The organism is Nostoc sp. LEGE 12447, from assembly GCF_015206985.1.
Classification (GTDB): domain Bacteria; phylum Cyanobacteriota; class Cyanobacteriia; order Cyanobacteriales; family Nostocaceae; genus Nostoc.
In genome coordinates, this window is record NZ_JADEXT010000060.1 from 12,296 (window position 1) to 32,361 (window position 20,066).

Annotated in this window: 30 protein-coding genes and 1 pseudogene; 26 read left to right on the top strand and 5 right to left on the bottom strand. The window is 40.3% G+C overall.

What is annotated here, in order from left to right; genetic code table 11:
• Positions 1-74: 74 nt before the first annotated feature.
• Complete coding sequence (locus IQ274_RS32545) at positions 75-434, bottom strand: hypothetical protein (protein WP_163931040.1); 360 nt, start codon at positions 432-434, stop codon at positions 75-77.
• 71 nt (positions 435-505) lie between these two features.
• On the opposite strand from IQ274_RS32545, the gene IQ274_RS32550 reads away from it, so the two are divergent.
• From IQ274_RS32550 to IQ274_RS32625, 17 genes and pseudogenes are all read left to right on the top strand, one after another.
• Complete coding sequence (locus IQ274_RS32550) at positions 506-1,072, top strand: hypothetical protein (RefSeq protein WP_194144752.1); 567 nt, start codon at positions 506-508, stop codon at positions 1,070-1,072.
• Between the two features lie 280 nt (positions 1,073-1,352).
• Complete coding sequence (locus IQ274_RS32555; RefSeq protein ID WP_228058536.1) at positions 1,353-1,772, top strand: hypothetical protein; 420 nt, start codon at positions 1,353-1,355, stop codon at positions 1,770-1,772.
• Positions 1,773-1,864: 92 nt separating this feature from the next.
• Complete coding sequence (locus IQ274_RS32560) at positions 1,865-2,104, top strand: hypothetical protein (RefSeq protein WP_194144754.1); 240 nt, start codon at positions 1,865-1,867, stop codon at positions 2,102-2,104.
• A gap of 93 nt (positions 2,105-2,197) precedes the next feature.
• Positions 2,198-2,956, top strand: coding sequence for a hypothetical protein (locus tag IQ274_RS32565; RefSeq protein ID WP_194144755.1), 759 nt, complete (start codon positions 2,198-2,200; stop codon positions 2,954-2,956).
• Positions 2,957-3,103: 147 nt separating this feature from the next.
• On the top strand, positions 3,104-3,373 hold the full coding sequence (locus tag IQ274_RS32570; RefSeq protein ID WP_194144756.1) for a hypothetical protein: 270 nt from the start codon (positions 3,104-3,106) through the stop codon (positions 3,371-3,373).
• Positions 3,374-3,384: 11 nt separating this feature from the next.
• Positions 3,385-3,723 carry a hypothetical protein gene (locus IQ274_RS32575; protein ID WP_194144757.1) on the top strand — a complete coding sequence of 113 codons (339 nt, stop codon included), beginning with the start codon at positions 3,385-3,387 and terminating at the stop codon, positions 3,721-3,723.
• Between the two features lie 113 nt (positions 3,724-3,836).
• Positions 3,837-4,634: an RNA-guided endonuclease InsQ/TnpB family protein gene (locus tag IQ274_RS36990; protein WP_228058537.1), complete on the top strand. Its 798-nt coding sequence runs from the start codon at positions 3,837-3,839 to the stop codon at positions 4,632-4,634.
• 12 nt (positions 4,635-4,646) lie between these two features.
• Positions 4,647-5,300: pseudogene (locus IQ274_RS36995) on the top strand (RNA-guided endonuclease InsQ/TnpB family protein); the annotation flags it as partial.
• Between the two features lie 140 nt (positions 5,301-5,440).
• Positions 5,441-5,782 carry a hypothetical protein gene (locus IQ274_RS32585; protein WP_194144758.1) on the top strand — a complete coding sequence of 114 codons (342 nt, stop codon included), beginning with the start codon at positions 5,441-5,443 and terminating at the stop codon, positions 5,780-5,782.
• Between the two features lie 14 nt (positions 5,783-5,796).
• Entirely contained in the window at positions 5,797-6,036 is a 240-nt protein-coding gene (locus tag IQ274_RS32590; RefSeq protein ID WP_163938193.1) for a hypothetical protein, read from the top strand.
• A 45-nt stretch (positions 6,037-6,081) separates the two neighbouring features.
• Positions 6,082-6,555, top strand: a complete 474-nt coding sequence (locus IQ274_RS32595) for a hypothetical protein (RefSeq protein ID WP_194144759.1) — start codon at positions 6,082-6,084, stop codon at positions 6,553-6,555.
• Positions 6,530-6,892, top strand: a complete 363-nt coding sequence (locus IQ274_RS32600; RefSeq protein WP_194144760.1) for a hypothetical protein — start codon at positions 6,530-6,532, stop codon at positions 6,890-6,892. The genes IQ274_RS32595 and IQ274_RS32600 overlap by 26 nt, the downstream gene beginning before the upstream one ends.
• Before the next feature lie 4 nt (positions 6,893-6,896).
• The gene (locus tag IQ274_RS32605; RefSeq protein WP_194144761.1) at positions 6,897-7,172 is read left to right on the top strand and encodes a hypothetical protein; all 276 of its coding nucleotides are present in this window, start codon (positions 6,897-6,899) and stop codon (positions 7,170-7,172) included.
• 28 nt (positions 7,173-7,200) lie between these two features.
• Positions 7,201-7,410: a hypothetical protein gene (locus IQ274_RS32610; protein WP_194144762.1), complete on the top strand. Its 210-nt coding sequence runs from the start codon at positions 7,201-7,203 to the stop codon at positions 7,408-7,410.
• 16 nt (positions 7,411-7,426) lie between these two features.
• Positions 7,427-7,744, top strand: coding sequence for a hypothetical protein (locus IQ274_RS32615; protein WP_194144763.1), 318 nt, complete (start codon positions 7,427-7,429; stop codon positions 7,742-7,744).
• Between the two features lie 458 nt (positions 7,745-8,202).
• The gene (locus IQ274_RS32620) at positions 8,203-8,778 is read left to right on the top strand and encodes a zeta toxin family protein (RefSeq protein ID WP_194144764.1); all 576 of its coding nucleotides are present in this window, start codon (positions 8,203-8,205) and stop codon (positions 8,776-8,778) included.
• Entirely contained in the window at positions 8,771-8,959 is a 189-nt protein-coding gene (locus tag IQ274_RS32625; RefSeq protein ID WP_104902037.1) for a hypothetical protein, read from the top strand. The genes IQ274_RS32620 and IQ274_RS32625 overlap by 8 nt, the downstream gene beginning before the upstream one ends.
• Positions 8,960-9,193: 234 nt before the next feature.
• Here the strand turns inward: IQ274_RS32625 and IQ274_RS32630 are convergent, their stop codons facing one another.
• Both IQ274_RS32630 and IQ274_RS32635 read right to left on the bottom strand, forming a co-directional pair.
• Entirely contained in the window at positions 9,194-9,646 is a 453-nt protein-coding gene (locus IQ274_RS32630; RefSeq protein ID WP_194144765.1) for a hypothetical protein, read from the bottom strand.
• A 16-nt stretch (positions 9,647-9,662) separates the two neighbouring features.
• The gene (locus IQ274_RS32635) at positions 9,663-9,869 is read right to left on the bottom strand and encodes a hypothetical protein (RefSeq protein WP_190884810.1); all 207 of its coding nucleotides are present in this window, start codon (positions 9,867-9,869) and stop codon (positions 9,663-9,665) included.
• A 131-nt stretch (positions 9,870-10,000) separates the two neighbouring features.
• Between IQ274_RS32635 and IQ274_RS32640 the strand changes: the two genes are divergently transcribed.
• The 8 genes from IQ274_RS32640 to IQ274_RS32675 all read left to right on the top strand — a co-directional run bounded on the left by IQ274_RS32640 (position 10,001) and on the right by IQ274_RS32675 (position 14,681).
• The gene (locus IQ274_RS32640) at positions 10,001-10,510 is read left to right on the top strand and encodes a hypothetical protein (RefSeq protein WP_194144766.1); all 510 of its coding nucleotides are present in this window, start codon (positions 10,001-10,003) and stop codon (positions 10,508-10,510) included.
• A gap of 65 nt (positions 10,511-10,575) precedes the next feature.
• Entirely contained in the window at positions 10,576-10,923 is a 348-nt protein-coding gene (locus tag IQ274_RS32645) for a hypothetical protein (RefSeq protein WP_194144767.1), read from the top strand.
• A gap of 119 nt (positions 10,924-11,042) precedes the next feature.
• Complete coding sequence (locus IQ274_RS32650; protein ID WP_179069568.1) at positions 11,043-11,483, top strand: hypothetical protein; 441 nt, start codon at positions 11,043-11,045, stop codon at positions 11,481-11,483.
• Between the two features lie 38 nt (positions 11,484-11,521).
• Positions 11,522-11,887: a four helix bundle protein gene (locus IQ274_RS32655; RefSeq protein ID WP_194144768.1), complete on the top strand. Its 366-nt coding sequence runs from the start codon at positions 11,522-11,524 to the stop codon at positions 11,885-11,887.
• A gap of 16 nt (positions 11,888-11,903) precedes the next feature.
• Positions 11,904-12,191 (top strand): hypothetical protein, encoded by a 288-nt coding sequence (locus IQ274_RS32660; protein WP_104902032.1) that lies wholly within the window; start codon positions 11,904-11,906, stop codon positions 12,189-12,191.
• A 4-nt stretch (positions 12,192-12,195) separates the two neighbouring features.
• The gene (locus tag IQ274_RS32665) at positions 12,196-13,740 is read left to right on the top strand and encodes a hypothetical protein (RefSeq protein ID WP_194144769.1); all 1,545 of its coding nucleotides are present in this window, start codon (positions 12,196-12,198) and stop codon (positions 13,738-13,740) included.
• A 28-nt stretch (positions 13,741-13,768) separates the two neighbouring features.
• Positions 13,769-14,125 (top strand): four helix bundle protein, encoded by a 357-nt coding sequence (locus tag IQ274_RS32670; RefSeq protein ID WP_194144770.1) that lies wholly within the window; start codon positions 13,769-13,771, stop codon positions 14,123-14,125.
• Positions 14,126-14,360: 235 nt separating this feature from the next.
• A complete protein-coding gene (locus IQ274_RS32675; protein ID WP_194144771.1) occupies positions 14,361-14,681 on the top strand; it encodes a hypothetical protein in 321 nt (106 codons plus the stop codon).
• A gap of 247 nt (positions 14,682-14,928) precedes the next feature.
• On the opposite strand, the gene IQ274_RS32680 is transcribed toward IQ274_RS32675, so the two are convergent.
• Both IQ274_RS32680 and IQ274_RS32685 read right to left on the bottom strand, forming a co-directional pair.
• A complete protein-coding gene (locus IQ274_RS32680) occupies positions 14,929-15,183 on the bottom strand; it encodes a hypothetical protein (protein WP_228058538.1) in 255 nt (84 codons plus the stop codon).
• 384 nt (positions 15,184-15,567) lie between these two features.
• Positions 15,568-19,026 (bottom strand): PAS domain S-box protein, encoded by a 3,459-nt coding sequence (locus IQ274_RS32685; RefSeq protein ID WP_194144772.1) that lies wholly within the window; start codon positions 19,024-19,026, stop codon positions 15,568-15,570.
• An 864-nt stretch (positions 19,027-19,890) separates the two neighbouring features.
• On the opposite strand from IQ274_RS32685, the gene IQ274_RS32690 reads away from it, so the two are divergent.
• A partial coding sequence (locus tag IQ274_RS32690) for a DEAD/DEAH box helicase family protein (RefSeq protein ID WP_194144773.1) occupies positions 19,891-20,066 on the top strand: 176 nt, incomplete at its 3' end.

Below are 20,066 nucleotides of genomic sequence, written 5' to 3' on the forward strand. Positions count from 1 at the left end.
CTTTCCTCCGTTTTCAAGCTTTACTTATTCAGCTTTACTTATTCAGTGAGACTTTACAAGTGTAACTTATTAAGCTATACTATAAAACATGGGACAAGGGAAAGCAAACTGCCTGCACCCGGACGCAATAAAGGGTTTGCACTATCTGAACTTTGACAGCAATCCAGAGTGACGGCTTGATGAGTAGTCGAGGCACTGGCACAACCAGAGAAGGCGAGGGGTACACAGCATGGAAATGGATTTGCACTGAATAAGAAATTACCGACAGGACGACGGACGGCAGTTGAAGCGTTTGAAGTTGTACACGTCGCCTGATACGCTGTATCTCCTGTTTTGGTGTTGCTCAAGTGCCACTGGCTTTGAGTCGCAAATATATGGCTACGCCAAATCTTTTTGAGAGCGTTGTGCCAAACCACAACGTTGTTTGCACACATAACAAAAGCGACCGCTACTGTCTGGTAAACCGAGCGATCGCTTTTTATCCAACTGAATGGAGATCAATATTATGACCTACATAACACATACACCGCAAGCAATCATCGATTTTTCTGTTGATGAACAAACCTTAGCCCAAGCAGAACTATACAGCCACCTCGAATCCCAAGCCGAAGCTGTAGCTCCAACCCAAGACCCTCTCACCAGCAGAGATCGCCGCATCATTGGCGAGATTATCGAAGTGGAACCCGAATCAGTTCGCACCATCTGGATCGAAGGCGGAATCACGGTATGGGTGCAGTTTGTGGAAGGGGGACGACTACCATTTGACCGCAACTGGTTCGCTACAAGAGTTGCAGAGGTCAAAGCGACCCTACCGGAAACACCCCTGGAGCGCAACGAGCGATTGAGCGATGAACTAGAGGAAGCCTGCACTGTTTTTGGTCTGTACCACGGTGAGATAGATTGGTTAGGATTCAGCACCACACTCTACCAAGATGGGCATTTTGTCGGCTTCATCGGGTGCAGTCAACAAGGTTGGTACGCAAGACCAAGACAGTACGGAGTCAATCGTGTGGCTGCTAGTGCTGAAAAAGTGATTGGGCTGCTGGGAGTCCGAGCAGCAGTAGCGGCTTAATTGCTGAAGTGAGAAAGGGCGATTGCTTCCCCAAGAGAAATGCAATCGCCTTCAAGCTAAATCGTTAATGAAGTGAATCATGACACAAAGTGTAGCAAGTAACCTCTTGCTTCAAGTAGGTAACTGTCACGAGAGAATTCTCCTACCTGCTAAAGATGCAAATGCAGAGGTGTAAGGAATTTCTAGTACTACAAGTGAGAAAAGCGATCGCAGCCCAAGAGAAATGCAATCGCCACGACAACGGAATGTAGATAATCCAAATCATCATGACACACAGAATATGATTACCACATTTTCTCTTCAACATACGGAGTTAGAAGAGTCTCTTGACAAAATTCTCCTCTCTCCAAGCGACCCCAATGCAGAGGTGCAAGAGATTCCTGGCTACAAGCTGGTTTACGCTGACGGAGCCTGCCCCAGAAACTATCGAGTGTACAAAGGTGATTCCATAATTGGGGTGATATTTCAATACATTACGCACTGGTCTAACGGAGTGGATTCTCTAAGATACGCCCAGGCTGTAGATGCAGCAGTTGGACTAGACGAATTTATGACAATGACACGCTACTTTACAGCGACTAAAGAAGAACCGCCCACGGAAGAAGAGTTGCTCGATAAACAATTCGATTCGCTCACGAGTGACGAGTGGGAAAGGTTAAAGAGATACGTGCCAGAAACTCGAGATTTGGTTGCAGCGTAAGGAAACGGGTGGGCAGGATAGACCCACCTGTGTGGCAAGGAGCAAATTTAAATTTTATCCAAATAGAACACCACAATTCATAGAATAAACCAATGGAACCGATAGAAATACTGAAAGAATTCAACTCGTGCTACCAGAAGATTCAAGCGATTGCCCAAGATGAAAACTGGCTCAAGTTGATTGCTGATCAAAAGATTGATCCAGAAGCAGCAACTCATTTGGGAGATGTGCTGCATTATTTGACTGAGGCAATGGGGTGTGTCGAAGAAATCGTTGAAGTCAAAACAGTTCAAAATTCACGCATTATCAATTCAAAATTGCTGAACTGCTGACTTATTAGTTAAAAGCAATTCCTGCACTGTCATAAATAGCTAAGTCGAACACTATCCAGTATCAACGCAATTTTTAGCAACAACAACGCAATTATGGAAACAATCATTATCAACAATAGCGTCTTTCTCATTCCACCCAGCCAACCGAAACTACAAGCAAATTGCGCTAAAGAATATGGACAATTCCTTCTCGATTGTCCCCCAAAACTGACGATTCTAGAAGCACAAGCAGGAGGATATCTCAAAGGTAACAAGGCTGATTTTGCGATCGCTATTTCTCGCCCTGACCGCTTACTCACAATCAACGAGAATTTTACTAACGAGGCATTTACCGAACTCTGGGTGATTCCGGTCACTGGCGGACTCAAAGATCAGTTTAAGGGCCCAGCTTCCATGCTGCTTAGTTTCCTGATCCATCGCCGCAGTAAAGACAATTTCGCTGGATTGTACAATCACTTCGCCCATCGCGCATTTCAATCGTGGTGCGAGGAAGGGATGCCCGGAGATCCAAAAGAATTCTGTTATCAGGTGATCGCTTCGGTACTGAAAAACTACATTTTCTGCGCGGAGTTCCAAAAAGTGGAAGGGACGTTGGGAACGTACTGGTTCATCCAATGGTCGTACCGTAACCCACAGTCTGACTTTGAGAAGGATGCGCTCGAAGCGGCAGAGATGATTCGTAGTGGTGCGGAATCTGGGGCAACAGTTCACTGGGTAACAAATGAAACGTATGAACGCTGGGCTAGTAATGCTGTCACTGCACCAGCATTATCCCCGGTTTCGGAGACTGAGGCACGGGCATCTCTGCAAGCGCAGAATCAGACAGCTATGCCGCAAGGTAACAAGCGGTAATTAGACACGAAAAAGGCGATTCACCTTTGAAACCAATTCACTAAATTTCTTAATTGCAAATTGCGTTAGCGTCGCGGGGCGAAGCCCATTGCGAATTGCGAATTGGTATGAGTCGCCACTACATAAACTAGCAGCAAAAACAAGTCAATGAAAATCGGTACTGTCTCAGTTAGTTATTCAAGAAAATTCAACTTGGGCAACTACGAATCAATCGAATTAGGTTGTTCGCTTTGGGCACAAGTCGAAGACGAAGAAGATGCTTCAGGCGTAGTTCAATTTCTTTATTACCAGGCAAAAGCAGCAGTCAAAGAGGCTGCAATGCCAGTAATTAAAGCGAACGAATTCCAGATTACCAAAGCCAAATCTCAGCGCAAAGTGGCAAATGATGAAGGTGTTGCAGAACTAGATAATTTTTGAGCAAATCAGACATGAAAAAGCTAACAGATTTTATTCCCATTGCCGCATTACCACCATCTACTGCGGCATCTGCTAAACAACAGTTAATAGAAACAATTGAATGGCTCCATAAAGAAGGTGCTGCTACTGAAATCAATCTCAAACTTTTGACTGCAATTGTCGAATCAATTCTTTGTTCTGAAGAATCATACACCAGATTTTTGCAGTGTGGTTTTGATGCAGCCATTGAGTTTTTTGATACCAATTCTCAGAACTGGGAATTTGAAGAGTCAACGTCATCACCTCATAATCCCAGGAATTGGGATGAATACAAGCAGCTACAACAAACACGGGCTTTGTCACAGTCATAGTTTCAAAAACATGAAAAAGTCAAATTCTACATTTCTACGCCAAAAAGGAGTTAACAAAGGTGCTAGTCCGATGGAACTTTAAGTTAAAGCCCTGTCAGCTTCAACAAGCAAAAATGTCGCAGTGGTTAATCACTCTCAGGAAGCATAGAAACTATGCACTTAGAGAACGAGAGATTGGATACAATACTAATAATCAGAATGCTGATCAACCAGTTAATTATGCTTGGGGTAGTTACTGCGCTCTGAAAACCAGAGTCGAATATGGTGGGTATTGTCCCCTAACTTGCCCTGTGTTGAAACATGGTGTTATTCCAACTGATCTAAATATTGCTCTGAAAACATCGTCATCTATTATCAAGTGGGATAGTGCTTCTAATATCCAGATAAAAGTAACAACGAGGTTAAGACGTAAACTCAAACATTTTAGTGAAATTAGTGCTGTTGTTTTGCAGGGGAACATCCTAAAATTAGACACTGCGTTTACAAATTTTTGGCGGCATGGTAAAGGATTTCCACGTTATTTACGAACTTTGAATAGTTTCAATTACTCACCAGGACAGGTTAAGCTTAAGACAATTAAAGATAATTATGCCATTGTCTATCTTCCAGGGATTGGCAATGTCAAAATGCACAATAGTCGAGATTTAACCAGTATTCAAACCGTAAGAACTTGTACTGTTAAAAGAACAGGTGGTTACTGGTTCTTATCGATGTTAGTTCAAATACCCCAAGAAGTACCAAAAGAAAAGCCAATATCTCAAATCAAATCAGTAGTCGGGATTGATCTTGGTGTGAATAAGCTTGTAGCTTTGTCAGATGGTAGTTTTGTCGAAAATATTAGAGTGACAACTAACATCAAAACATCTAGACGTTTAACTATGCGTCAACGTGCCATAAGCCGCAAACGTTAGGGTTCTCAAAACAAAAACAAGGCATACGCTAGAATTGCCAGAACACAACATAAATTAGCACAACATCGAGACGGCTACAATTGGCAAGCAGCTAGTAAAATTGTCAAAACTGCTGATGCTATTGGGCGTGAAGACCTAAACATAAAGGCGATGGTCAAACGTGCCAAGCCTAAGCATGATGGAAAAGGCGGGTATAAGAGAAATGGTGCTAGTCGCAAGAGTGGTTTAAACAAGGCTATCCTTGATTGTGCTTGGGGTGATTTATTCGCCAAAATTGCTTGGTTAGCTGCTAAATCTGGTAAACCAGTTATCCTAGTTAATCCCAAGCATAGCAGTCAGGAATGTCCACAATGTAGACATACTGACAAGAGTAATCGCAGTGGAGAAAAATTTCTCTGTACTAATTGCGGATACACACAACATGCTGACACAAAAGCTTCTCGAACAATTGCAAAACGTGTGGGATTAGTCTTCCCCAAAAACATTAAAAAGACTCTACCGGGGGACTCTCGGAAAGTTATGCCTGTGAAGATATCGCTGCCGATGGGTGGGGAGTCCAGGAACCATGCCTATGAGTCATTGAATATTCAGTTAAGTTTATTTGATTTAACCCAGTATACAGTGGCTGACAATCGGATATCTAAGAGATACGGCAAAAGCTCTTAGAGAATCTGTGTGTCTTTAGACCACAGAGCGTCAAGCAGTATAAATTTTAGTCTGGGGGTGATTCAAACGTTAGTTAATCGCAATCTGGTAAAAGTGACAAATACAGGTGCAGGATTTTTTGTGGAGTTAGACGAAGCAAAATGAAAACCCATAAAGTAACTCATCAATCATCTTTACCTTCAAATAGCCGTAATAAATTAGTTCTACGCCGGACTCGAAAAAGATTCAATCCCAGGATTTTTCTTGATCGCACCATAGAAACAACTGCAATTATCTCTCTACTTTTTACCGGATTTGCAGGAGTAGGGGCGATGGGCTGCTGGGGAATGGAGATTATCGAGACTAATAATCCCAACATAATCATCTCTGGTTGGAAGCAACAGAAAAAGACCTGCTTGGGGATGATGTTAGTTAGTTTTTCAGGCTTTTTGGGCAGTGCTTTGATTGGAGCAAGTTTTAGTATTCAACGAGATAAATTTTAGGGAGATAAACAATAATGGAAATCAAATTAACCACAGCAGAGATTCGGACTATTTTACAAGGATGTCAATATACGTTGCGGCTTGTGGGGAGTAGTAAGGATTATCGCAGGCTTCAGTCGTCCGAGTACTTTTCTACATCAAACAATGTAGTGCTAAATGATGCGTTTAATATTTTGGGAGAAATAGTAGACGCAATTGATCAGGTGGAGCAATTTTCTCAACAAGGAGAATCAGGGTATGAAGCAAGAAATTAAAGTTGTACAGAATTTTATTTTGTTCGACAATAGATAGAAAAACCAATGTCAAAGCTTAAATATTTAAATGTTTTTGTCGCAGCATCAAGAGCAACGGCAATGGCGATCGGCATCATTATCGGTGTTAAAGGAGCAATTGCGGAAGAGGGTGCAAAAAGTTGGATTTCTGGCTTGTCCCTGATGCTAGGGGGAGTTGGATTGCAAACAATAGCTCTAGATCGTCTGTTGAAAACTCAAATTGAAGAACAAATCGACAGAACTTTAGAGGAAAGACTCAAAGCGAAACCAAAGGCTTGCAAAGGATGCCGGAATTTTCATGGTATTGAATATGGGAAAGTAAAGCTCGTTTGTGTGATTCATCCGTATGGGGTAGAAGGTGATACTTGCTCAGATCATGAGAAGTTCGCCAGCACTAAGCAACTAACTAAGTCAAATTTAGCACTCATTGATTCCGGTTCAGTACGTGATATTTCCAAAACTCGCTGTAATCAATATGAACACAAAGCAATTGATTCTTAAATCTGCTATTACCACTTTCGCACTTTCCACTGTTTTCAGTGGCATTGTATTTCTGTGGCAAACAAAAGCAAATCATCCCAATATAAGCGCTAGGTTGGCTTTGTGTTGCAGCATGATGGGAACTGGATTAACCATGTTTATCGGTAGTCGGATTGAGGCAGCGCAATTTGAAGAATCATTAAAACCTAGACCTGTTCCCACTCCCTGCCGAGGTTGCAAGCATTTCCACGGGGTTGTTTACAACGGTGTACTTTTCAATTGCGCTGTTCATCCCGAAGGCTGGCAAGGTGATAAATGCCCCGATTGGCAAACATTTAAAAAATCTTTAGAGGAGTAAGAAAATGACATTAACTTTAAATAATCGCTCTCAAAACAAAGAATCATCCTTAACTCAAGCATTACGGCAGATACAACAGTTAAACTCCAAAATTGCTGTGTTAGAGCAGCAGCATCAAGATTACGTGCAGAAGCAACAGAATTTAATTCCAGCCATCGCTGAGATTTGTATTTCTCCAATACAGGAAGTACAGGCGCTTCGTATTCTGATTTATCGGGGAGAGGCAGCTTGTCGGCAGTACTTGCGTTCAGTGTTGGTGAAGCAAAAGAAGGATTCATAACCTCTACTAAGCAAAGGAAATTTAAATTATGAAACGGAATCAAGCACAAGTAATTGTTGTAAGTCTCACTGGCACATTAGCGGCCATATCTATCGGGTATTTGGGAGTGCAATTTTTTGGCAAGAATGCAATGTACATGATTGCGACAGGAATGTTTGGGCTGGGTACTGGGGGAGCTATCGGTCAGGTTTTGGTAAAGAAAAGGCAGCAGCGAGTAGTACAAACACAATTAAGATAATAATAGGAGCAATCGCATGGAAACTTCAAAAGTTGTCACTATTCCTAATTACTGGACATCACCTAAATATTCGTTAGGACAACGTATCAAACAAGGAATTATCGTTGGCATTCAATATCGATTGCCTAATAATTTACTTGCTGAATCCAGCGATGGGTCATGGCAATACACAGTACGAGTTAGCAGTAATAGTAAAGATAAAGAAGTAGAGGATTTGCAAGAACATGAAGTACAACCACTTCCTACACAAGAATTACACAGGCTGCTCACAGCAGAAATCGAAGCTTACCAACGAAAGATAACAGTGTTGATGCAAGAGTTGGCCGAAATATAAACAAGGCAGAAAGTGGGGGTTTTTCTAATTCGTCGTCAACCCTTCCGCTTTGAGTTGTGACACCTCAATAGCTTATCATGAATACATTACAAGGCTTTTTGACTCTTCCTTTTTAGCCTTCAAAATAAAAAGCGGAACGGAAAGCGGAAGGGTAGCGCTTTTAAATGCCTGAAACCCTTACTAAATAAGCTTTATTTTTTTTAGAGGCTGTGACACTAGAAACAACTGGGTTGCACGAAAAGCGGAAGGGTGTCACAACGCAATAATCAGGGTTTGAGGCATTTTAACTGTGACACGGAAGGGTTGTTTTGTGACATCCAAACATAGAGGACAAAAAAACAGAGGTGATTGCCTCTTACCCCGCATTCATAACTCTTTGCAACCTACTAATAATTTTTACCAGAAACTTAGACTTCTTGAGCGTGTAGTATTGCTAAGACCCTAATTTCAGTCGTAAGATGCCTAATGTATACATTATTGGTGGTGCAAATGGTTCTGGTAAAACTACCGCCGCGCTGCAAATTCTTCCTTATTTCCTACAGGTATTTGAATATGTCAACGCCGATGAAATAGCAGCCGGACTTTCTCCTTTTAACCCGGAATCTGTAGCCATTCAAGCCGGGCGATTAATGATAGAAAGACTAAAAACTCTGGTGAATGCTAAAACCGATTTTGCATTTGAAACAACCTTAGCTGCTCGTAATTTCGCCCGATTTTTAAGAGAATGTAAAAAACAAGGTTATGTGATAAATTTAATTTACTTTTGGTTACAAAGCCCTGAATTAGCTATTGCACGAGTACGCAGACGGGTAGAAAGTGGTGGTCACAACATCCCTGAAGATGCTATTTACCGTCGCTATCAACGTGGAAGAAAAAACTTGGTTGAGTTATATTTACCCTTATGTGAGCGCTGGATTGTTTATGATAACTCTAATCCCATTTTGCAGATAATAGCTGAACGCCCTTTAAATCAAGAGCCGATAATTTATCAACCCCAACTATGGAACCAAATTACTATTAATACCTATGAATAAGTCAATTCCTGAAAAATTATCTAGCCAAATCGATGCAGGAGTTAAACTTGCTATGAAAAAGGCTATTGAAAGACACCGCCGTTTAGGAGAATCTATTAGTATTTGGCAAGATGGTCAAGTTGTAACCTTAACCGCCGATCAAATCCCTCCTCTTGATTCAACTGTTAGTACTGACAAATAACACCCCTTCTACAGCTAACACCCCTTCTACAGCAGCTATGGTGTACACACAAGTCTTGAAACCCCACCTAAAACTCGGTTTTGTTGCCCTAGCCCTAAAATAAGGGGGAGCAATTGAGTTTCCAGTTCCCCAAAAGTGGGCTATTTATGGGGCTAAAAGGCTTGAAACACTTGCTCCCATAACTTGTGTGTACACCATAGCCTACAGCAGAGACGGCTGAACCTTCTACTTTTATTAAGCTGTAGCCCATCGAATCCATTGCTCAACTTCTGGGCGAGTTAAACGTTTTCTCACAGTAAAAGTGACTTGCTGTTTTTGCGCCCAACGATAGAGAGTTCGTAAAGCGACTTGCTTACCAGTAACTCTCAAAATAATTTCTGGTAAATCTGCTCCTTTGGCATTAGTGAAACAAGAGTCATAAATGGCTTCAGCTATATGTAATTCTGAACAAGGGTTTTCTTTGAGTTTGAACTTAATCTGAAGTAAAGTAAATTTTTGACAAGGCTTAAGTTTTTTCATGTAAGCCAAAGTTAAAAGCCAGATAGCCTTTTCGGTTTCAACTTCACGGGAATATTGAGGAACTTGGCACAGTCGAAGCCATTTGCGCCAAGTCCTCGCTGTAATTGAACAACAATAAACTTTTTCACAAGACAGCTTTAACCAGTCCAAGGGATATTTTTTTTCCATAGTTTGTCCTTTGTTCTTATTCCTTGGCGGCAGCCCTCCTGTATAAAGAAGCGAAAGCCGGGGACTCTTGCTCACGTTCTAGTATTTGGCGCAATAAAGTGGCCATGGGAATTTCTTTCCAATCAGAAACTTCTTTGTACTGGTCATAAGCTTTTTTACAAAGAGTAATGGTGATTTGGTAACGGTCAGTCATGTCTGTAGCAAGTTCTGCGAGTGGATTCATCACATTATCATCCCAAATTCATTGCATTTGTGAAAGAAATTTTTCTAATTATAGGTCAATATCATCGTATTTGCATATCAATAGCGATTAAATTGAGGTATATTTGAGTATATAATTCTCAGAGAGGTTACATGGACAAAATCCAACAACTCTTACAGCCTCATAACATTGAAGTAAGCTTTGAGGAAATTGCTAAACTCTGTGTTGAAGTTGGTGCAGACATTGAGCAACTGAGTGATTCTGACGCACAGACAATCGCACAACACATTCTTGAGCAAAGGCTTGCGTCCGGGAAACTTGCTACCAATAGCAAGTCCAAAAATGGCAATGGCAAGTTAGGTAAAAACTCACCCCGCCGTAAATCCACCCCTCCATTGCAAGGAGCGATCGCTCATGCATCTCAGGTTTCAAATCAAGAAATTCAATCCTTGGAGGATGTTCTCAACGTCGGGATTGATGCTTACACAACCGACAAAGCCGACCAGTTGTTATCAACGATCCGCAATGCCCCCAAGGACGTGGTGAGTAAGTTTGTCTCTAAGGCGATGGAGGAAGAAGCTGATGTAGATTCCTTTCGTGCAATCGGTGACGAACTCGTTGCGGGTATTTTCGGCATTAGCCCAACAAATGCGACCGAATAAATTCATCTTGGTAGCAGCAGTACTAAATCTGCTGCTATTGACCCTCGTTTTGGGCGTGGCAATATATGGAACAACAAGACCAAACCCATCGCAAAGCATTAAATATTCACCTGAAGAAGGACGGGGAATTGAATCTGTCAGGGCTGACACTAGAAAATCTGACAACAGAAGAATTCCTGGTAGTCCAGCAAATTATTGATGAGTCAAAGGCGCGATCACATTCCAATAGACAGATTGAGGAATTGATGCAACGGGGAATGATGGCTCAAACTGCAATCGCAGCTTTTACCATTCTGATGTTTTCATTCATGGGGATATATGGCATAACCCGATATATCGGCTCACAAGTTCAGCAGACTTATACACAGGAGTCAGGAGTCAGGAGTCAGAATTCAGGAGAACTGAATAGGTAGATTTGAAAAGTGAAAATTTAATGCTTTATAGTCTATTCATTCAGTACTAGAATTCTTTATTCTGGCTTCTGGCTCCTGACTTCTGAATTCTTTAATTAGTAGTTAGAGGGGAGAAAGGAATGTTAGGAAAATGGCTTCCTGGTTTATTTGGCGGTAAAGGTGATGGAGTAGTATCAACGGATTTAAGGGTTGGGGATGCTACCCAAATTGAGGGTAATTTACCTTCATCAATCCGCGATCGCTACACATTGCCAGCTTACACGACTGCACAGCAGGTTCTGGATGAAGCAGAAGTGGCTGGCACGTTAAAAGCACAGAAGTGGTTACATACAAAGTTCTCCCGACACAAGCTTAAGCAGTTGCAATCTTTGGCAGAGATGTATAAAAACCAATTGGCATATTCCCAAGAAGCCATGAAGATTGAGGAAGATTTGCAGCGAACTAGGGCGCTACATGGGGAAGCGGTAATTCGTCATGCCTTCGGTTCCCAGGAACAGCAGCGTCAACTTGGGGGATACGAAAAAGCATTTGATGAAGTGGGTGATAGTTTCAGGTTCTAAATCAGGAGTCAGGAGTCAGAAGTCAGGAGTCAGAATAAATGAGACAAGCAGCAAAAACATTTCAAGATTTAATAGTTTGGCAGAAAGCACATCAATTTGTTTTGAACGTATATAAACTGACTGGTCAATTTCCTAAGTCAGAAATATTTGGGTTATCCTCACAATTTAGACGTGCATCTGTTTCTATCGCCGCTAATATTGCTGAGGGATTTAAGAAAAAAGGGAGAGCAGATAAAGCAAGATTTATGAACACGGCACAGGGTTCTTTAGAAGAGAGTAGATATTATTTAATCCTAGCTAGGGATTTAAATTACGGTGATATGGCAAACGCAATTAACCAACTTGAAGAAGTTAGCAAATTACTAACAAGTTATGTTAATTCCATTCTGACTTCTGACTCCTGACTTCTGGATTCTGATTATGCAAATCAAGCTCTCTCATATAGGATATGCAGTGTCTGGGGTTGGCTTTTCTATGTTTATGGGTTATCTATCTGTTGCCAGCCCCGTTAGTCGATACATTCTTTGGTTTATTGGCATAATCTCCATCTGCTGCATAGTTCTGGGGTTATTCAACTTTGGCGGTTTAGTTATTAAAGGTTTTGGTTTCAACCGCAAGACTTTCACCATTGGGTTAATGCCTGGAGTGATATTCTTGTTTGTCTTCTTGACTTTAGTTGCAGCCGGTGTTGCGTTGGGGGTGAGATAAGTTTATGCCATTTGAATTACAACGTCTAACTGCCAGTAGCGTCATTCATGCAGAACGGAGTATTTTATGTTCTTTAGGAGCGAGTGCAGTATTATGCCTGTCTGCTCCTTTTTTCTTAAATACTGACCGAATAACAACCGGGATGCTACTTGGTGCGGGAACAGTGAGTGCTGGCTTATTTGGGGTATCCGCCCAAATCAGCGAAAGTAAGGAAAAAGTTTACCAGTCTTTGCTAGAAGCTGACCTGAAAGCACTTAAACAGCATTTACAAGGTGAGGCTGTTTATGATTATGTCACGACTGCGATCGCTGCCAAACGCCGAGTTGCTGATTACGTAAATCGGCTACCAATGCAAGAGCGCCCCCGGTGGATTGCTGAATATCAATTGCAAGGTTTGGTTACACTTCCAGAACCACCAGCACAACAATCACCTTCACCGACTGGTATTCCCAATCCCGATATTGCTGACATTGATGAAGAATCAGTGCAGTCCGTGATTAATCCGGGTGCGATGAAAATTCTGCAAGCCATCGCAGCAAATTATCCTGACTACATCAGAATTGATGGTGCTTGGATTGATGAACTGTGTGATGCTGCATCTAATCAAAATATGACTCTTTGCAGCAATCACCATTTTTACCTTTCTGGTGGAACACAATCTGGTAAGTCAACTTTAGCAGGCGTGATTATCAACAAAATTGCTGCAAAATCTCAAACACCAGCAATTGTGATTGGCAGCGATCCAAAAGATAATGTCACCAGATGGCTGTGCAAGTTTAGCCGTAAGTTTGACGGCATGAAAGAATTAAGAAATTGGGTCATCTTTGCCACAGACCAAATTGACAAACAGAAAGCAAGAGTATCAATTGTTGGTGGTGAATGTCACGGTGTTCCCGAATTATTTCTTGCTCAAGATGAGGTGGACTCTGTATTTGGAGGAGGCAAGGGACTTCCAGGAATGGTTGATGCTGATACTGCCAAAGATTTGCAGGGTTTTTGGAACTATATCATCAAATTCACTGCTGGATTAAAGGGTCATGGTTTATTTATGGGCCAGTCCCCACTCTCTGGAGAAACTGGATTTAGTCGCCCGTCCTTGAAAAATGTTTGCTTTATTGCGATGGGGCAAACATCGAGTTATATCCTTGACCATCCCCAAGACTTTGTAAACGTTAAAAAGGAGATTCTTGAAATCTTGCGACAGGCTTGCGAAATGTTGGATAAAGCCGGAGTTCGATATGCCCTAGTAATTCCCACTCGATCTAATCCTTTTGTTGCCCTAATCCCGGAATTTGATATCAAAGGTCTGGAACAAAAACAGGATTCCAAACCGAATAGTGACACTGTTGATAGTTCTAAAAATAATCAACAATCCTCACAGCAGCAGGTTGACTGGTACGAAGAAATTAGAAAATGGGCAACAGAATTAGGGAGAAGACCACATTTTCAGGAAATCAAACAAAAGTGGCACGAATTAACGGGGCAAGAGTTAAACGAAAAAGGGGTGACATTACTATTAGAAAATCTCGGCTACCAAAATAATTCGTAATTCGTAATTCGTAATTCGTAATTAAATTATGACAACTAATATTACTATCACGGACAGGACTAAATCTTTTGCAGTTAGAATTATTAAAGCTTGTTGCTTTTTGGATGAAGCTTCAAGTGCAACTCGCATTCTTTCTAAACAACTTTTACGTTCAGGAACTTCAATTGGAGCTAATGTTAGAGAAGCTCAATCAGCCCAATCTTCAAAGGATTTTATCAATAAATTGGAGATCGCTTTGAAAGAAGCCAGAGAAACCCAGTATTGGCTAGAACTGTTAATTGAATCTGAGCTAGTTGAAAAACAAAAATTTCAACTACTCCTTCAAGAAGCAAATGAAATTGGTAAAATTCTTGTTGCCTCCACCAAAAAACTTAAAGATAAATAATTACGAATTACGAATTACGAATTACGAATTACGAATTATTTTGTCATAGTCCAATCAACTGGATAAAAAGCCGTAGTAATCCTGTTTGGGGGAATCGCAATACTGACGAATTTATTACGAGATTGAGGCTGGGATATCAGCTACTTTATGGAGGAATCAAACATTTTTAATTACTTGAACACTGTCGTTAATTTTCCTAAAAATTAAGTTTTAAGCTAATCGGAGAAGAATTCTCATGTATAACAGCGAATACGATGATTTAAGTTTTGAAGAGCAATTACATCTGACTGAATCCCTTATCAGACGGCGACACAATCAGCAGATGTTCTTGCGCCGAAATGCCCAACTGTTGCAGAAGGAGTTAAGTTTTGAGGCTGAATTGTTAGAAGAAAATCCAGAGTTAGCCCAAACTATTCACGCTCTTAATATGCGGGAGATTCAGAGTAATCAGCGAGGGCTACAGAATGTTTTAGGCTCAAAAGAATCAGCGTCAAAGGAGCAAAGTGTTTGGAGTAAGTTTTTTCCGGGATTGGAAGGTAATTATGGTGTGGACTAAATCAATTTCCTTGGGCGTTGCGCTCAACAGATGTTGGCACTGTTAGAGAAAACAAAAGCTAATTCAATTGATGAGTTTATCCAAAGCGAATTGAAATTAGGCGGGATTCCACCAGAGCTAATTCTTTGGGAATTGAAAAATTACTCCCAAATTCTCCAATTAAATATAAGTTCAATGCTTGGAATAATCAAAACTGAGAGTTTATATCAGGAGAAAAATATCTAACCGAGGGTTTCATCGAAAAAAATCAAGCCGTTTTGATAATAACCCATTTCGACTTTTTGATATTCTTTAGATATTTGTCAGCATAGCGGAAAGCTGCTGCCTTATCGTATTTTGCTATATTCAGTGCTTGCAACAGTACGGATAAAGGAATTGCCACCTGTGTGAGCTTTTCGGCTAATATTACTGACTCTTCTTCTGTTGCTGCTACTGTCGCTTCTAATGGTTCAAATTTTATTTGCTTATTTATACGGTTATCTAACATTGTAGTATTAGTCATAAATGCACCTTCAAAACTTGTATAATGCAGTTTTACTGAAAGGCAGCAAGAATGAATCCGTGTTTATGCGGGACTTATTAATCAGCTAACTTCATGAATCCGCATAATTGCCGTAGCGAGCGCATCTTAATGAAAAATTTCGTTCACCATCTTTTTCCCAGATGGAAATTATTTCAAACACTCGTATATTTTCTCCCGTCCAAACTTGATCTAGTAACCGCAAATTTTCATAGGGTTTTCGCACGAAAAAAAACTGCGTTTGAGCGCTGATTATGACTCAACCAGGATTTAGCTTGAACTAACGATTCCTTGGAAAAGTGCGGAAAATCTCAAGTTTAATCACGTTTAAATCTAAATATAATTATTATCAATTTTTGGCTCAATTCATTTTTTATTTAATAGCAAAGATAAAGTTGTTAACAACTCTGATAATGTAAAGGGTTTCGGTAAAAATGCTTTGACGCCAGCGCTAGTAGCCTCAGCTATTTTTTCATTGGTAGCTAGGCCACTCATAGCAATAATTTTGAGATGTGGATTAATCTTTTGTAAAGTACGAATAGTTATAATGCCATCCATATCAGGCATCATTAAATCTATTAACGCCGCACTAATTTTATTTTTATGTTCGACATATACTGAGATTGCCTCAACACCGTTATTAGCACTTAAAATTTGATAGTTATAATTGAAAAGCGATGTTTGAGTAATTTGTTGAAATGAGAGTTCATCATCTACAACTAAAACAACCTCTCCATTACCTTTAAGTAGTTCATAGTCCTCTGTTAATACTTGTTGCTGTTCTGGATCTGTGAATGCTGGGAAATATATTTGAAATTTGCTACCTTGACCTACTAAGCTTTCAACATTTATGAATCCGCCATAAGTTTTAACAATTCCCATAACTGTTGACAGTCCTAAACCTGTGCCTTTACCAATTTCTTTGGTTGTAAAAAATGGCTCAAAAATTCGTTCTAATACTTCGGGGGCAATTCCAATACCAGTATCGATAACGGAAACCGTAACATAATAACCAACTTTTGCCTCAAAATACTTTTGAGCAGAGAATTCGTCAATAAACTGATTGGCAGCAGAAATTTTCAAAGAACCGCCATAAGGCATAGCATCACGAGCGTTAATGCACAAATTCATCAGTACTTGTTGTAATTGGGTGGGGTCTGCATAGACAGACCATAAATCTAGAGGTAATTCAATAGTAAATTCAATTGACTTGGGAAATGTCTGTTGGATAATGTACTGAATTTCAGCAACTATGTGCTTGAACTGGAAAATGATCCGCTTGCTCGATACACCTTTAGCAAAAGATAATACTTGTTTAATTAAATCAGCCCCACGCTGAACATTAGTATATAACATCTTGAGCAATGGCTGAGTTTGCGGATCGGAAAATTTTTCCTCTAACAATTCTAAGGACATTAATATGGGTGAGAGAAGATTGTTTAGGTCATGAGCAATTCCACTAGCTAATCTTCCAATGCTTTCCAATCGTTGAGCGCGGAGAAATTGTTGCTCTAGCTGTTTTTTCTCCGTAATGTCGGTGTTAACTATGAGGATAGATTGGGTTTGTCCAAATTGATTTTGTACCATTGTCCAGCGACTAGCAACGATAATTTCTCTGCCAGATTTGGTAACTTGCTCTAACTCACCTTGCCAAGAACCAGTTGCTCCGGTAGTGTTGAGGCCTTCTAAAAGTTGTGATGCTGCTGCACGACAATAAAACTCATCAGTTTTCTTACCCAAGCTTTCTTCTCTTGTCCAACCATATAAGTATTCAGCACCTCGACTCCAAAAAAGGATACGTTTTTCTAAATCATGAACAATAATCGCATCAGTCGCAACATCAATTAATGCAGCTTGTTCATGGATCTTTTCTTGGGCTTGCTTGCGCTCAGTGATGTCTCTAGAAATTCCACAGACTGCGTAAGGAATACCGTTGGCATCATGTAACGGAAATTTGATAGTAATGTAAGTATGGACTTCTTCTGCATGAGTTACAGTCTCTTCTACTTCAATAGCTTGATTTTCTTGAAACACCTGTTGATTATTCGTTGCGAAAGTATCGGCAACTTCAGATGGCCAGACTTCATAGATGCTCTTGCCGATTAGAGTTTCTGGAGTCGTGGACAGTAGGTTTGCATAACTGCGATTTCCCAAAATATGTTTATTTTGTGAATCGATTAAGTAAATGACAGCAGGCGAGTTATCAAGAATTGTTTGCAGATGCTGTTGCGTTTCCCACAGAGCAAGTTCGGCTTTTTTACGAGCGCTTACATCAATAGCTGTACCTAAAATCTGCACAGACAAGCCATTTCTATCTCTTGTAAACACACACTCGCGGCTATGTAACCAACGCCACTGACCATCGGCATGTTTCATTCGGTATTCAATTTCGATTACTTCCTCATCTTGCAAGGTTTGGAAAGTCTGTAAGTGTGCGTTAATTCGGTTGATGTCATCTGGATGAATCAGACTCGGTAGTACTTTTTCTTTCATTGATTGAACAGCACCAGAGCTATAACCAAGGATCTCCAGCATTTGGTGATTTATATAAACATTGCGCTGTTCAATCAAATCATAGATATATATAATGTCTGGTGTTGTTTCTACAATTTTCTGTGCAATATTCTGCTTTTGTTGAACTGCTGCTTCTGCCTGCTGACGTTCCATGAGTTCGGTTTGTAATTGTGCCAAAAGCGTAGATTGCTCAATGGCAATTGACAGTTGCTCCGCAACAGTTTTTGCTAATTCGATATCTTCGTTGTACCAAGGTAAAGATTGCCTGTTTCTTAACAGGCTCAGACTACCCCAAATTTGAGAATTAAAATGTAAAGGCACTAGTAACCATTTACCGCCAGAAGTTTGCGCCAGTTGACGATTAATTTCATCACTACAACAACTAGGGTCTTCTAATTGAACAATTTCTAAGCGCTTGAGTCGCTTGGTAACTTGATTGCCAATATCAGGAATGGATGTGCCTAAAGCTGTGGGTAAATTTGAGTTTTGGCGATACTCTGTAATGTGCAACCATATCTGCTGTTGTGGTAGGTATTGCACGATTACAGCTTGTTGGGCTGGTATTAGTTGAGCAATTTCTTTAACTGCTGTAGAAAAAATAGTTTCTAAGCCTAGACAATTACGAATACTTTGGATGACTCGATTGAGAGCTTGTTCTCGTTGCCATAGGTGCTGTGTTCGTTGATATAGTTGACTTTGTTGTAGAGCGACTGACAGTTGCGTAGCCAATTGCACCAGGAAATCAATCTCCCACTGCTGCCATTGGCGTGGCTTTTGGCACTGATTTATGAGCAGCAACCCCCATAATTGTTCATCTTGGAGAATAGGTACTACTAAGCTGGCTCTAATTTCTAATTCAGCTAGGAAATCAACCTGACGCGCACATAAGTCTGCTGTATAGATATCTGCTATGGCTTGGATACGGTTTTGTTCATAAAGCTTACGTCTGTTTGAGTCAGCAAAATATGAATCTGTAATTGTTTGACCTAAAATAGAAGTAATATTTTCAGCAGTTGATTCTACTGTCACAACTCCGCTCCAATCTGCTTGAAAGCGGTAGACAAAGACTCGCTCGGCTTGTAGAAACTTCTGTATTTCTTGTACTGCGATGTTGAGAATTTCTCTTATATCTAAACTCTGACGAATACGCCCAGCAATCTGAGCAATTAATTGTTCCCTTTGAGTCTGCTGTTGTAGCGCTACTTGTTGAGCTTGCTGCTGAGATACTAAATTTTCTAACTCGGAAAAACTTTGCCGCAGCGTCACTAATTCTTCAATGATTTGCTGTTTGGTCTTTTGCTCATCTCTCATAGCTTTACGAATATCAAATAGTTTTATAAATGACAGGCAGTAAATGTGCAAACAAGACGATCTTTGACCACTATACATGAATGTCAAAGTTTATAAAGCTTTCTCAATCTTGATTTCCGAATTTAGGAAAATCTCCAAGGCTATTACTATATCTACTTTCTAGCCTTTCAGTCTTTTGTTAAGAAAAATGTGACTAATGCATAAAACTGGCTGCGATCGCTATCATTAGCTTGACATTACTTGGCTTCTTATATACATAAAATAGGCTTATACGTAGCTATCTATATACCTGACTTTTCCCGTTATGTCTCGAACAGCAAACTGATAAAGGGTTTAGGGAACAGCACCGCATATAAAGGAAGTATTTATTATAGTGGTGCGGCATATTTGAGAAGTCTACTGTAGAAGGACGAATTATTTGACCAGAACGGCGGATTGTTTGCCATCAATCTAAATTTTCTAAGTTTCCTGTTCCAGGAATTTCTATAACTTCATGCCAGAAATCCTAAAAATTAGATCCTGAATGCTTACATATCACCTGTGCTGCTATTGAAAGGTTAACCAAAATATAGTCAGCAATTCCTAAACGAGACATTTGGAGCTGAGACTGATTACCCTGATCTATCAAAATCGTTTTATACCCTGCACTATGTTCAGCTTCTATATCACCAATAAACCAAGAATTTGGTAAATCTATATTTTTAGTCTATATAATTTGCTCTTTATGAAGTAAAATCGCATCAACTCAACCCAAAACATCTTTACTACTTTTAGAATTGGGATTATCGGTATTTTAACTTTAAGAACTTATGGGATAATGAGCAATATTCCCACGAGAGAAAAATTCTTGTTGAGGTAGATTGAATGCCTGTTACCTACGAACTTAGAGATTATCAACATCAGTGGATAAAAAATATTTGGAATTCTTGGGAGAATGGTAATAGGCGAGTGCTTGCACAACTCCCGACAGCCGCCGGAAAAACGGTGTGCTTTGCACATATTTCTCATAAATTCTTTGACCAAGGAAAGCAAGTTTTAGT